This is a genomic window from Stenotrophomonas sp. P5_A8 (assembly GCF_056400545.1).
The window spans coordinates 1-12,750 of record NZ_JBFULB010000092.1 but is presented as its reverse complement, the minus strand read 5'-3'; the positions used below and the strand labels follow the sequence as shown (position 1 = coordinate 12,750).

The window sequence follows — 12,750 nt, the reverse complement described above, 5'->3', positions numbered from 1 at the left end:
GTGCTGATCCTCACCGCACGCTCGAGCTGGCAGGACAAGGTCGAGGGCCTCAAGCAGGGCGCCGACGACTACCTGGTCAAGCCGTTCCATGTCGAAGAACTGCTGGCCCGCGTCAACGCGCTGCTGCGCCGCGCCGCTGGCTGGAGCAAGCCGACGCTGGAATGCGGCCCGGTCGCGCTGGATCTTGCCGCGCAGACGGTCAGCGTCAGCGGCAGCAACGTGGACCTCACCAGCTATGAGTACAAGGTGCTCGAATACCTGATGATGCATGCCGGTGAACTGGTCTCCAAGGCCGACCTCACCGAGCACATCTATCAGCAGGATTTCGATCGCGATTCCAACGTGCTGGAAGTGTTCATCGGTCGCCTGCGCAAGAAGCTCGACGCCGATGGCGAACTCAAGCCGATCGAAACCGTGCGTGGCCGCGGTTACCGTTTCGCGATTCCGCGCAACGAGGGCTGAGCCCTGCAGGGCGATTGAACGATGTCAGGCCGTCTGTGGTTCTTCAAACGCTGGCGGCCGCGCTCCCTGCAGGCGCGCCAGTTGCTGGCCGCCTCGGTGGGCCTGGTCGCGTTCCTGGCCATCGCCGGCTACGCGCTGGATGCGGCCTTCGCCGATACGGCGCGCGCCAACCTCCAGGAGCGCCTGAAAAACTACGCCCGGGCATACGCGGCCGGGATCGACTTCACCCGTGACCGCTCGCTGTACATCCGCGAGCAGCCACCGGATCCGCGCTTCGACATGCCCGGCAGCGGCCTCTACCTGCAGGTCGTGATGCCCGAAGGCAAAGGCAACTCGTTGTCGGCCGAAGGGCCGATGCTGCCGAGCGCCGGCCTGCTGGCGCCGCTGCGGGAGGTGTTTGAAGGCCCCCTGCCGATGGTCCAGATCGATGGCAGCCAGGGCTCGGTGTATCGCTATGGCATGGGCCTGGTCTGGGATGCCGAAGCCGATCCAACCACTGAATTTCCGTACACCATCTATGTGATGGAAGACTCGCGCGCGCTTGGCGCGCAGCTGCGCGTCTTCCGTGGCCGCGTTTGGTTCTGGATGGGCGGTGCCGGCCTGATCCTGCTGATGCTGCAGACCGTGATCCTGCAGTGGAGCCTGCGCCCGATGCGGCGCGTGATCACCGAACTGACCAAGGTGCAGCGTGGCGAAACCGCGCGCATGAGCGAGCGCCACCCGCGTGAGTTGGAGCCGCTCACCGACAGCATCAACGCCTTCATCGAAAGCGAGCGCGAAAACCTCGAGCGCCAGCGCAACACCCTGGCCGACCTCGCGCACAGCCTGAAAACACCGCTGGCGGTGCTGCGCACCCAACTGGACAGCGGCGCGCAGGACCAGGACCTGCGGCAGGAATTCGACGTGCAGCTACGGCGCATGAACAACCTGGTGTCCTACCAGTTGGCGCGCGCGGCTTCGTCGGGCCACAAGCTGTTCTCGGCGCCGCTGCCGATCGAGTCCAACGCCGAAGAGATTGTGCGCGGGCTGGAGAAGGTCTACGCCGGCAAGGGCGTGCTGTGCGAATTCGATATCGATGAAGCCGCGCGCTTCCATGGCGAACCGGGCGATCTTCAGGAGCTGCTCGGCAACCTGCTGGAGAACGCCTTCAAGTGGGCCAACCGTCGTGTGCTGCTCACCGCCAAGCCGTTGCCGGCGCCGGGCGCACGGCGTGCCGGGYTGGTGCTGTCGGTGGATGATGATGGCCCGGGCATTGCCCCGGAGGACGTTGCCAAGGTTCTGCAGCGTGGCGTGCGCGGCGACGAGCGCGTACAGGGCCACGGCATCGGCCTGTCGATCGTGCAGGACCTGATCAAGGATTACCGTGGCGAACTGCAGGTCAAGCGTTCGCCCGAACTGGGCGGTGCGCGTTTCGAAGTGAAGCTGCCGCCCGGGCCGTAAGGTCCGTCAGTTCCGGACATTGCATCGACCAACGGTCGATGCCTACCGGGGCGTGGTGACGTGCAGGGCAGCGGATGACGGTTGGTGGTTGTCCGCCAGGCCCGGCGGCTCGCCGTAGAAACGGCGCAGATGCGCGGCAACCGTCGGCATCTCCTGCTGCAGCAGATCCGGCGCGGAGAAGTGGTACTCGGTGACCACCGCGAAGAATTCTTCCGGGGCTTCGGCCGCATACGGATCGATCAACGTGTCGCGGCCGCGATCGACCTGCGCGCAGAACGCGTCGTAGGCGGTCTGGAAATCCCTGGCCCATTGCCGCTGCCAGTCGCGCGGCAGCGGCGGGGTGCCATCGATGGCGCCGTCCAGTGCGTCGATCTTGTGCGCCATCTCGTGCACGGCCACGCAGTAGCCGGCATGCGGATCGGCGATGTCGGCCTGGATATCGGCCCACGACAGGATCAGCGGGCCGCTGTCCCAGGATTCGCCGATGAGCTCGTCATCCCACTCATGCAGCACGCCGGCGGCATCGACATGGCTGCGCTGCACCCGGAAGGCATCGGGATAGACGATCAGCTGCGACCAGCCGCGCAGGCCAACCTCACCCAGTTCCAGCAACGGCAGGCAGCACAACGCGGCCAGCAGTACGCCGTCGCCTTCGTCCAACTGCAGGTTGCCGACCGGGCTGATGGTTTTTTCGTGCAGGAAGCGCGCACTCAGGGTGTGCAGACGCTCGCGGCGTTCCCCGTCCAGTCCGCGCAGCCACGCGGCGCGTTGGCAACTTTGCTGCCACAGGTCTGCATCAATGGCGCGCGGCGTGCGCCGCAACCAGCCCCACATACGTTCGATCAGCGGAACATGCCCGGCAGGAAGCTGTGCCACTTCGGCGCGCGCAGGCGCGGCAGCACGTCGTCATCGCTGCCGCCGCCACCCGTGCTGCCGCCGCTGGCGGCGCTGGGCTTGGCCGCAGGCGCACGTGCCGCCGGTGCGGCTGCAGGCGCGGTGCGCTCGCTTTCGGCCGGCGAATACACGCAGCCGCCCCGCCCCGTGCTGGTCAGCGCATCGGAAGCGTGCGCGGCCAAGGGGGCCATCAGCAGGATCAGGCAATGGGCGAACGGGCGCATCGTCGACATCCGGAAGGCGGGTCAGCTTTCGATTCTAGCCCGATTCAGCGCCGCGATTGGAAGCCCTCCGGCAGGCAGCGGATCGGGCTTTCCCGCATAATTTTCCCGATCACCTGATGGAAGCTGCCGTGGACGACCGCCAACTGCTGGCCAAACTGGGCGCCGGACGCCTGTCCGGCGATGCCCTGGCCCGCGAACTGGGCCAGACCCGGGCTGCAATTTGGAAGCGGATTCAAGGACTTAGGGCGGCCGGCGTGGAAGTCGAAGGGCGCGCCGGTGAGGGCTATGGGCTTACCCGGCCGTTGGACCTGCTGGAACCGGAGACCATCCGCGCCGGCTTGCCCAAGGTCACCCAGGCCCTGCTGCAGTCGCTGCAGGTCGCCTGGACTGTGGACTCCACCAACGCTGAATTGCTGCGCTGCAGCGCGCCTGAACAGGGCGTTCGCGTCCTGCTGGCCGAGCGCCAGACCGGCGGCCGTGGCCGTCGCGGCCGGACCTGGGCCTCGCCACTGGCCGCCAACGTCTACCTGTCGGTGCTGCGCCTGTTCTCCGGTGGCCTGGTCCGCCTGAGCGGCCTGAGCCTGGTGGCCGGCATCGCGGTGGCCGAGGCGCTGCACGACCTGGGCTACGTGCAGGCAGGGTTGAAGTGGCCGAACGATCTGATGGTGGACGGACGCAAGCTGGTCGGCCTGCTGGCCGAGGGCGGCGGCGAATATGCCGGCCCGGCGCGCGCGGTGATCGGTATCGGCATCAACGTCCACATGCCGGCGGCATCGGCGGCGCAGATCGCCCAGCCGTGGATCGACCTGGACACCCTGGCCGGCGCGCCGGTAGACCGCAATACCGTGGTGGCCGCCGTGCTGGCGCGGCTGTTGCCGGCGCTGGAAACCTTCGATGCGCAGGGGCTGGCGCCGTTCCTGCCGCGCTATGCCGAACTGGACCTGCTGCAGGGCAAGACCGTGCGCGTGGAGCAGGGCGGACAGTGGCGCGAAGGCGTCGCGCTGGGGCTGGCCGAAGATGGCGCGCTGCGCGTGCGAATCGATGGCGTGGAGCAGCATGTGCATGCCGGCGAAGTCAGCGTGAGGGCGCAATGAGCGACTGGTTGTTCGACCTGGGCAATTCCCGGTTCAAGTTCGCACCGTTGCAGGGTGCGCGTGCCGGCGATGTGCAGGCCTGGCCGCACGGTGCCGAAGCAATGCCCGCCGACGCGCTGCAGGCGCTGCCCAGTGGCGGGGTGGCCTATGTGGCCAGCGTTGCCGCGCCCGCCCTGACGCGCAGCATGCTGGCGATCCTGCAGGGGCGCTTTCAACAGGTTCGGGTGGCGCGCACGCAGGCGCGCTATGCCGGGGTGCAGGTGGCCTACGCCGACCCAGGGAAGTTCGGCGTGGATCGCTTCCTGGGCCTGCTGGCCGTGGCCGAACGTGGCGAAGCGGTGGTGGTGGCCGGTGTCGGCACGGCATTGACCATCGATCTGCTCGACGCCGACGGGCTGCATCGCGGCGGCCGCATCGCGGCCTCGCCCACCACCATGCGCGAAGCGCTGCATGCGCGTGCGGTGCAGCTGCCGGCCACGGGCGGGGACTACAGCGAGTTCGCCAATGACACCGCCGATGCTCTGGCCTCCGGCTGCGACGGGGCGGCGGTGGCATTGATCGAACGCAGCCGCCTGCAGGCGGCCGAGCTGCTGGGCAGCATGCCGACACTGCTGGTGCATGGCGGTGGCGCACCGGCCTTGATGCCGCTGCTGGTGGATGCGCACTTCCAGCCGGCGCTGGTGCTCGATGGCCTGGCGCGCTGGGCCGTGCACCAGCCTGCGGACGCAGGGTAGGATCCCCGCATGCTGACCCGTGCCCTGATCGTCGTGCTGGCCATCCTCAACCTGGGGGTGGCGTTGTGGTGGATGTTGCGTGGCGACCCGGTGCCGGCCGCGCCCGCCCCGACTACCGGCGTGGCGCAGCTGCAGTTGCTGCCGACCACCGGTAGTCCGCCGCCGGCCGCCAGGGTGGCGGCCGCGCCAACCCAGGCATTGGATGATGTGACGCCCGAGCCGACGCCGGCGCCGGCGCCGGTCGCCACGCCCGCTGCGGCCATCACCGAGCCGGCGACCGCCAGCGTGACTGCAGCGCCGGCACCGACGTCGACACCTGCCGTGGTCCCGCCAACCCCTGCGCCGGCTGTCGCACCTGCGGCTGCTCCCACGCCGGTCGCCGCCGCGCCGGCGCAATGCGTGAGCCTGGGGCCCTTCGCCGACCGTGCCGCCGCCCAGGCCGCGCAGGCCAAGGCCGGTGCATCACTGCGCAGTACCCGCCTGCGTGAGATCGCCGATGCCGGGGCTACCCGCTACCGGGTGCTGCTGCCAGCCGCCGCCAGCCGCGACGAGGCACAAGCCACGGTCAAGCGGATCGTGGCGGCCGGGGTGAGCGATTACTACATCATTGCCCAAGGCGAAGAGACCAACGCCATCGCCCTGGGCCAGTACCGCAACCGCGAGGGCGCCGAACGCCGCATGGCCGCACTCAGCGCCGCCGGCTTCAACGCCCGCATGGTCGCCAGCGGCGGTGATGGCAGCGCGCAGTGGTGGTTGGATGCGACCCTCGCCGATCAGGCCGACCCCGGTGCGGTGCGCCAACGCAGCGGCGCGGCCCAGCAGCGCTCGCTGGACTGTGCGCGGTTGCGCTAGAATTCGTGCTCCGCGACGGCCCATGCCGCTCGCCGTGCCTTTGCCGGCATAGCTCAGTTGGTAGAGCAACCGCCTTGTAAGCGGTAGGTCCCCAGTTCGAATCCGGGTGCCGGCACCATTTCCCGCATCGCCCTTCCGCCCGACAGGGCCCGCTTGCGAGCGTTACTGCGTCTGCGCGTACCGATACGACAACAACGACTTCACCAGGAACGTCACCTGCGTGGCCGAGCGCGCATCCACGCGCATCACCGGCAGGCGGAAACCGGCATCCAACAGCGCCTGCCGCACGTCGGGCACCAGCAGCTCGGGATGTTCGTCGGTGCGGGTGATGCCCACCGCCAGGCTGGCCTGCGGCGCGATCCGCGAGAACTCGTTCAGCAGTTCCACCGTTGAAGCGATCGGCTCGGGGTGGCGCGCGCTGACCAGCACGATCACCCCCAACGCGCCTTCGCAGACCATCGGCCACATGAAATCCAGGTAGCGTTGGCCGGGCACCCCGTAGATGTGCAGCAGTTCGCCGTCGTCCAGCTCGATCGAGCTGTAGTCCAGCGCCACCGTGGTTTCGACCTTGTCACCGTACGCGTCTTCGCTCAGCGGCATTTCGGTGCTGACCGGCTCGACATCGGAGATCGCGCGTACCGCGGTGGTCTTGCCCGCGCCCATGCCACCGACGAAAACCAGCTTGTTGGCGGGCTGGCTCATGATGCGGCTCCCTGGAACAAGGTGAGGCCGAAGCGTCGCGCCACCCAGGAGAAGAAGCGTGAATCGGTGGTGTCGCCGCGGCGTTCAGAACGGGTCACGGGGGCTTCCTCGGTCAAGGCAAGGCCACTGGCAAGGGCGGCCGAAAAGAGCAACTGGGCGGTGTCGTGCGGTATGCCACAGGCACCGGCCAACGCGCTGGCACGCCACGGGCGCGCGTGCAGGCGCGCGATCGGCAGCAGCCAGTGGCCGGGCACATCCTCGGCATTGAGGTCGGGCCATTGGCGCAGCCGCAGCGAGGCCTGCCCGGCCGCTGCGGGCAGCAGTTCGGGACGATGGCGGGCAATGCAGAAAAACAGCGCTTCGAACGAATGCCGCTGCGGCAGTCGATACGCGTACTGATGCTGGAAGGTCTGCGCATCGATGGCGGTCGGCGACCAGGTCGCATCGTCCAGTTGCGCGGCCACCTCGGCCAGCGTGGTGGACGCGGGCAGGGCGATGCTGCGTGTGCCCGGGTCGACCAGCAGCGTCATCGCACCGCGTTGCAGCAGGTGCATGCCGGTCGACGGTGCACCGTGTTGGGCCAGCTGCAGCAGCAGCGGCGTGCCCTGCGCCGAAGCAGTCGCCTCCGGTGCGGCCAGCAGCAGCGTGGAGAGCTGTTCGTTGAGATCGCGGACGGTGGCGCCGTGCGGCAGTTCACCGCGCGCGCTGGCATCGAAGCGGCGCGCGATGACCAACGTCGGTACGCCCTGCGCACGCGCCTGGGCAAGCGCACCGGCGCCGGCGGCATGGTCCAGGCCGATCACCAGCAGGTCCACGGTCTGCGCGGACCACGCCTGCAGGGCCACGTCCAAGCGCTCGGCGAGCAGCATCGAGCTGGCCAGCTTGAGCCGGGTCTGGTGCAACAGATCGAGCCCGATCGAGGCGATCTGGAAGGTACGCATGGGGGTTTTCATGGGGGTGCCAAAGCGGCCGGTCATCGCATGCCTTGGGCACGCTGCGGCGCGGAGATCCCGCGCGGCCTGCGCCGCACGGGACATGCATCGATCAGCTGAAGTCCAGGGTCTTTTCGAAGGCCTTCAGTTCGTGCCGCGACATCGCCAGATTGGCCTTGGCGCGGTCCATGATCACGTACAGGAACAGCACCGGGTTGCTCTCCAGCGGGCGGATCAGGTGGTACTGGGTGCCCAGGCTGATCAGGATGTCTTCGATGCTGTCGGCCAGGCCCAGCTGCTCGGCCACGCGACGCTTGGTGCGCACCACGTCGGTGTTGCCGGCCGCGGCCAGTTCCAGGTTGATATTGCCGCCGCCGACGGTGGCCAGGGCCATGCCGCTATCACTGTCGACCAGGGCCGCGCCGACGAAACCGGCGACCGCGTTGAGCTTTTCCAGATTGAGATTGGACATGAAAATCCTTGTGAGTCAGGCAAAGAGGTAGACAGGCCGAAGACCCGTCCGAAGGCACTGCAGAAAGAGGACGATCAGGCGGCGCGAGCGCGCAGCACGGCTTCAAGACGGGTGGCGCATTCGCGCGCATGGAACAGCAGCACGGCCATGTTGAGCGCATGTGCGCCCACGGCGGTGAGGGTCAGCGGCTTGTCGCCCTGGATGCGGATCAGCACCACGTTGCCCTGGCGCGTACAGATGGTGGCGTAGTCGGCTTCGCTCAGCGCCAGTTCGCGCGAGACGGTCTCACCCAGGGTGAGGAACGAGTTGGCCATCGCGGCGAGGCGGCGCCCGTCCACGTCCAGTGCCGAATCCTCGGCCACGGCGCGGCCATCGGCGGTGGACAGCATCAGCAGGGAAATGCCGCGCTCGCGTTCGCGCGCCTGCGCGAATGCGGCCTGGATGCGGTCGATGTCATACAACTGTCGGGCCGGCTGGCTCTCGCCGCTGGCACTGCGGACAATCTGGTGAATGGTACTGCGCTGCACGTACTGCCCCCTGGCACACGACGAAACACGAACCAATCCGTAATGGATTAGTCAATCAGTACTGCGAAGAAGTGTGAAATGTAGCACGGTATTTTTGCCTTCACGGGTAACGCAGGATGAACCGCGTGCGCGTCGACGCGGGTGTCAAAGCATTGACGCGCAAGGCATTCCAGCCGCGTCGCCCTACGCTCAGTGGCGCGCAGCGCCGTCGACGGTCATCGGCAACCTGTCTGGCTTGCCGGTACTGCTGCATCGCCGCGAGTCGTCCCATGCCGGGCTGGCTAGACTGTGGCTCTTTTTCCGCATTTGCAGGAGGCACCCCATGGCCACGTATTCCCCGGTTTCCCTGATCGGCGTTCCCACCGATATCGGGGCGGGCCATCGCGGCGCGGGCCTGGGGCCGGACGCCCTGCGCATCGCCGGGCTGGCCGAGGCATTGACCGCCCGGGGCGTGGACGTGCGCGACGTGGGCAACCTGGACGGCCCGCGTAATCCGTGGACGCCGCCGGTGCAGGGCTATCGCCACCTGGACGAAGTGGTGGCCTGGAACCGCGCACTGATGGACGCCACCTATGCCGAGCTGCAGGCCGGGCGCATGCCGATCATGCTCGGCGGCGACCATTGCCTGGGCATCGGCTCGATCACCGCGGTGGCGCGCTGGTGCCGCGAGCAGGGCAAGACCCTGCGCGTGCTGTGGCTGGATGCGCATTCGGACTTCAACACCAGCGAGGTGACCCCGTCGGGCAATGTGCACGGCATGCCGGTGGCCTGCCTGTGCGGGCTGGGCCCGGACGCGCTGACCCGGCTGGGCGGCGACGCCCCGGCGATCCGCCCGCAGCAGGTGCACCAGATCGGCATCCGTTCGGTGGACCAGGAAGAGAAGCGCCTGATCAAGCAGCATCAGGTGGATGTGTACGACATGCGCTACATCGACGAGGCGGGCATGAAGCGCACCATGGAAGCGGCGCTGCAGGGCATCGATGACAACACCCACCTGCATGTCAGCTTCGATGTGGACTTCCTGGATCCGAGCATCGCCCCGGGCGTGGGCACCACCGTGCCGGGCGGGGTGAACTACCGCGAGGCGCAGCTGGTGATGGAGATGATCGCCGACACCGGGCGCATGGGGTCACTGGATATCGTCGAGCTGAATCCGCTGCTGGACAACCGCAACAGCACGGCGGTGCTGGCGGTGGACCTGGTCGAAAGCCTGTTCGGGAAATCCACATTGATGCGCGATTGATCCTCGCCACGCGGCGCTTTCCGGCGCGTGGCTGAATGATCGCAAGCCGCGTTCACATTCGCTGCACGCCGTTCCCGCCAGATTGCATCCACGCGGCGGCAGTGCCGGAAACGGCCACTACGTCACCGCGATCAGGAAGAAGGGCCGCACTGCGCCGAGGGCGCGCGCGTGCCCATCTGACAGGTGGGACCGGATTCCGGTGTCGACGTAGATCAATTAGGAGAACCCCATGAAGCGTGTTATTGCACTGATGCTGTTGTCGATGTTCTCGGTGGCCATGCTGTCCGGCTGCAACACCGTTGCCGGTGCCGGCAAGGATGTGCAGAAGGCTGGCGAGAAGGTCGAAGACGCTGCCAAGACCAACTGATCGATTCGATCAGGCGTCAACGAAAAAGGCCGGGTTTCCCGGCCTTTTTCTTTGCGTCGGGTTTTGCCTGGGCAGCCATGGTCCATTCAAGCAGGTGAGCATCCGTTTCATGCGCGCTTGACCGTGTCCAAACGCCGACTGTCGCAGTCTGTATCCACGGCGACGGTGCCGTTGCAATCAAGGATGCCAACCCATGAACAAAGACATCATTTCCGGCAAGTGGACCCAGCTCAAGGGCAAGGCGCAGGCCAAGTGGGGCGACCTGACTGACGACGATTTCAAGGTGGCCGAAGGCAATGCCGAATATCTGGCAGGCCGTCTGCAGGAACGCTATGGCTGGGCGCGTGACCGCGCTGAGTCCGAGGTCAAGGACTTCGAAAAAGCCATGCACAAGGACTACCCGGATTTCCACTGACGCCGCTGGACGCCGCGTAAACGCGGCCGCTTCATCGGGGGTATGAAACACGACACGGGCCGCTACTGCGGCCCGTGTCGTATGCGTTGCTGTCTACCGCCGCTCAGCGCCGCGGTGGATCGGGCACGTACTGCGAGGGGAAGGCGCGGGGCGTTCCATCGCGGGGTTGCTGCACCGGCACGGGCAGGATGCCGCGCGCGGCGAGATTGCGCGCGCTGTCGTAGCGCACCTCTACCTGCTGGGCCGGCACCACGCTGGCACGTTCGAAGGCGGTATCGCGCACGCGCGAGGTTTCGCGCGCGCCGTGGCCGGTCCCGAGGCGTTGGGCGGGTTCCGCCGCCGGCGAGCGCATTGCCGAACCGGTCGTGGTGACGCTGTCGACGACCGCCGGGGCAGCGGCTTCAGCCGCGTCGACACGCCCGCGCAGCGCGGGCAGGCTGCGCCGCTCGACCGCCGGCGACAGGTCGCGCGCGATGGCGTTGGCTTCGCGGAACACCGCGATCCCGATTACCCCGATGTTGTCCGGGCGGCCGGTGCGGCTGGCGTAGCTGCCTTGCGGCGAGGTGAACACGAACTGCGCCACTTCGTCCGAGGATTTGCGCCAGCCGCTGATGTCCGCGGTCTGCCAGGGGTTGAGCACGTAGCCGGTCTGGCCCGGTGCGGCCACCTCGCCGGTGATCGCATTAAGGCCATCCACCGAGACCACCACCAGCACCCGCTCGGCGCTGCCATTGCGCAGCCGCACGCTGTAGCGGTGGCCCTTCTCGCCGGCGATCCAGCGCTGGGCTCCATCGCGGTACTGCGGCAGCGTGGTGCCGGCGTCGCGGTCGAGCACGGTCAGGTGGACCGGGCCGCGGTCGTACTCCGGGACGGGGCGGAAGCCGCACAGGGCCAGCACGGCGAACAGGGGCAGGATCAGGCGTTTCATGGCAGGGCTCCGCGATGGGGGTAACGGATTGAACGCGCCAGGGGTTGCAACGGGGTTGCGCCCGGGCAGGTAAACTGGCGCGGTTCACCTGTCCGTAATGATCCCCCACATGACTACCCGCGTTCTTACCGGCATCACCCCCTCCGGCACGCCCCACCTGGGCAACTACGTCGGCGCCATCCGTCCGGCCATTGCCGCCAGCCAGGCGTCGGGCATCGAGAGCTTCTTCTTCCTGGCCGACCTGCACAGCCTGATCAAGGCGCAGGAGCCGGAGCGGACCCAGCGCTCGACCCTGGAAATCGCCGCCAGCTGGCTGGCGTGCGGGCTGGACGCGGACAAGGTGTGGTTCTACCGGCAGAGCGACATTCCCGAAACCACCGAGCTGATGTGGTTCCTGACCGCCATCGCCAGCAAGGGCATCCTCAACCGTGCCCACGCCTACAAGGCGGCGGTGGACAAGAACCGCGAGGAGCAGCAGGACGAAGATGCCGGGATCAGCGCGGGCTTGTTCATGTACCCGGTGCTGATGGCCGCCGACATCCTGATCTTCAAGGCCAACCGCGTCCCGGTGGGCCGCGACCAGATCCAGCACATCGAGATGGCGCGCGATTTCGCCCAGCGCTTCAACCATGTGTACGGCAGGGAGTACTTCCCGCTGCCGGAGGTGGTGATCGACGAGCAGGTGGCCACGCTGGCCGGCCTGGACGGTCGCAAGATGAGCAAGAGTTACCACAACACCATTCCGCTGTTCGCCCCACGTGCGGAGCTGAAGAAGCTGGTATTCGCCATCCTCACCGACTCGCGCGCACCGGGCGAGCCCAAGACCACCGAGGGCTCGGCGCTGTTCCAGATGTACCAGGCCTTCGCCAGCGCCGAGCAGACCGCCGCGTTCGCGCAGGCCTTCGCCGATGGCATCAGCTGGGGCGATGCCAAGCAGCAGCTGTTCGAGCGTATCGATGCCGAACTGACCCCGCTGCGCGAGCGCTACGAGGCGCTGATGGCCGAGCCGGAAAAGATCGAGGCGCTGCTGCGCCGTCGCGGCCAGCAGCTGCGCGAGCAGTATGCGATGCCGCTGTTGAAGGAACTGCGCCATGCGGTAGGCCTGCGTGACCTGTCCAGTGCCGGCAACATCGCCGGTGATGCCGCCACCGAGGCCCGCGCCGCGCCGCCGCTGTTCAAGCAGTACCGCGAGAAGGACGGCCGTTTCTATTTCAAGCTGCTGGCCGGCGATGGCAGCCTGCTGATCCAGAGCGAGGGCTTCGATTCGCCGCGCGATGCCGGGCAGGTGATCGGTGTGCTCAAGCAGACCGCGCACGGCGATGGGTTGCAGAGCGAGCTGTTCAAGATCGAGGCCGACGTGGCCGTGGTGCTGGCCGCGCTGCAGGAACTGCGCGGGTAAGCGCGGCCCCTGGGTGGCCCCCGGCCTCACCGGTAGTGCCGGCCGCTGGCCGGCTCCCCATGAAT

General features: G+C 67.7%; 16 protein-coding genes and 1 tRNA gene. 10 read left to right on the top strand and 7 right to left on the bottom strand.

Going from position 1 to position 12,750, the window contains the following annotated elements:
• Positions 1-462: response regulator transcription factor (locus AC1DQP_RS08835; RefSeq protein WP_478051429.1), on the top strand; the 462-nt coding region annotated here is incomplete at its 5' end.
• Positions 463-483: 21 nt separating this feature from the next.
• Positions 484-1,902 carry an ATP-binding protein gene (locus AC1DQP_RS08830; RefSeq protein WP_457318546.1) on the top strand — a complete coding sequence of 473 codons (1,419 nt, stop codon included), beginning with the start codon at positions 484-486 and terminating at the stop codon, positions 1,900-1,902.
• A 42-nt stretch (positions 1,903-1,944) separates the two neighbouring features.
• On the opposite strand, the gene AC1DQP_RS08825 is transcribed toward AC1DQP_RS08830, so the two are convergent.
• Together AC1DQP_RS08825 and AC1DQP_RS08820 are read right to left on the bottom strand one after the other, a co-directional pair.
• Positions 1,945-2,736, bottom strand: coding sequence for a M90 family metallopeptidase (locus AC1DQP_RS08825; RefSeq protein WP_478051428.1), 792 nt, complete (start codon positions 2,734-2,736; stop codon positions 1,945-1,947).
• 8 nt (positions 2,737-2,744) lie between these two features.
• Complete coding sequence (locus AC1DQP_RS08820; RefSeq protein ID WP_457318544.1) at positions 2,745-3,020, bottom strand: hypothetical protein; 276 nt, start codon at positions 3,018-3,020, stop codon at positions 2,745-2,747.
• 116 nt (positions 3,021-3,136) lie between these two features.
• On the opposite strand from AC1DQP_RS08820, the gene birA reads away from it, so the two are divergent.
• From birA to AC1DQP_RS08800, 4 genes are all read left to right on the top strand, one after another.
• Complete coding sequence (gene birA, locus AC1DQP_RS08815) at positions 3,137-4,114, top strand: bifunctional biotin--[acetyl-CoA-carboxylase] ligase/biotin operon repressor BirA (protein ID WP_457318543.1); 978 nt, start codon at positions 3,137-3,139, stop codon at positions 4,112-4,114.
• Positions 4,111-4,848: a type III pantothenate kinase gene (locus AC1DQP_RS08810; protein ID WP_256775196.1), complete on the top strand. Its 738-nt coding sequence runs from the start codon at positions 4,111-4,113 to the stop codon at positions 4,846-4,848. Before birA ends, AC1DQP_RS08810 begins: the two co-directional genes overlap by 4 nt.
• Before the next feature lie 9 nt (positions 4,849-4,857).
• Positions 4,858-5,700, top strand: a complete 843-nt coding sequence (locus AC1DQP_RS08805) for an SPOR domain-containing protein (protein ID WP_457318542.1) — start codon at positions 4,858-4,860, stop codon at positions 5,698-5,700.
• A gap of 42 nt (positions 5,701-5,742) precedes the next feature.
• Positions 5,743-5,818: transfer RNA gene (locus tag AC1DQP_RS08800), tRNA-Thr, on the top strand.
• Between the two features lie 44 nt (positions 5,819-5,862).
• Here the strand turns inward: AC1DQP_RS08800 and AC1DQP_RS08795 are convergent.
• The 4 genes from AC1DQP_RS08795 to AC1DQP_RS08780 form a co-directional block, all read right to left on the bottom strand.
• On the bottom strand, positions 5,863-6,402 hold the full coding sequence (locus AC1DQP_RS08795) for a GTP-binding protein (protein ID WP_457318541.1): 540 nt from the start codon (positions 6,400-6,402) through the stop codon (positions 5,863-5,865).
• Positions 6,399-7,343, bottom strand: coding sequence for a hypothetical protein (locus tag AC1DQP_RS08790; RefSeq protein WP_457318540.1), 945 nt, complete (start codon positions 7,341-7,343; stop codon positions 6,399-6,401). Before AC1DQP_RS08790 ends, AC1DQP_RS08795 begins: the two co-directional genes overlap by 4 nt.
• 103 nt (positions 7,344-7,446) lie before the next feature.
• Complete coding sequence (locus tag AC1DQP_RS08785) at positions 7,447-7,806, bottom strand: roadblock/LC7 domain-containing protein (RefSeq protein WP_256775192.1); 360 nt, start codon at positions 7,804-7,806, stop codon at positions 7,447-7,449.
• Positions 7,807-7,880: 74 nt separating this feature from the next.
• Positions 7,881-8,333, bottom strand: coding sequence for a roadblock/LC7 domain-containing protein (locus AC1DQP_RS08780; RefSeq protein WP_256775191.1), 453 nt, complete (start codon positions 8,331-8,333; stop codon positions 7,881-7,883).
• A gap of 322 nt (positions 8,334-8,655) precedes the next feature.
• On the opposite strand from AC1DQP_RS08780, the gene rocF reads away from it, so the two are divergent.
• From rocF to AC1DQP_RS08765, 3 genes are all read left to right on the top strand, one after another.
• Complete coding sequence (gene rocF, locus AC1DQP_RS08775; RefSeq protein WP_457318538.1) at positions 8,656-9,576, top strand: arginase; 921 nt, start codon at positions 8,656-8,658, stop codon at positions 9,574-9,576.
• 229 nt (positions 9,577-9,805) lie between these two features.
• Positions 9,806-9,943 (top strand): entericidin A/B family lipoprotein, encoded by a 138-nt coding sequence (locus AC1DQP_RS08770; RefSeq protein ID WP_038691079.1) that lies wholly within the window; start codon positions 9,806-9,808, stop codon positions 9,941-9,943.
• 193 nt (positions 9,944-10,136) lie between these two features.
• Positions 10,137-10,358 carry a CsbD family protein gene (locus tag AC1DQP_RS08765; RefSeq protein ID WP_256775189.1) on the top strand — a complete coding sequence of 74 codons (222 nt, stop codon included), beginning with the start codon at positions 10,137-10,139 and terminating at the stop codon, positions 10,356-10,358.
• Positions 10,359-10,461: 103 nt separating this feature from the next.
• Here AC1DQP_RS08765 and AC1DQP_RS08760 read toward each other — a convergent pair whose 3' ends face one another.
• A complete protein-coding gene (locus AC1DQP_RS08760) occupies positions 10,462-11,286 on the bottom strand; it encodes a hypothetical protein (RefSeq protein WP_457318536.1) in 825 nt (274 codons plus the stop codon).
• Between the two features lie 109 nt (positions 11,287-11,395).
• Here AC1DQP_RS08760 and AC1DQP_RS08755 point away from each other — a divergent pair, with 109 nt between their 5' ends.
• The gene (locus AC1DQP_RS08755) at positions 11,396-12,685 is read left to right on the top strand and encodes a tryptophan--tRNA ligase (RefSeq protein WP_457318535.1); all 1,290 of its coding nucleotides are present in this window, start codon (positions 11,396-11,398) and stop codon (positions 12,683-12,685) included.
• Positions 12,686-12,750: the final 65 nt, after the last annotated feature.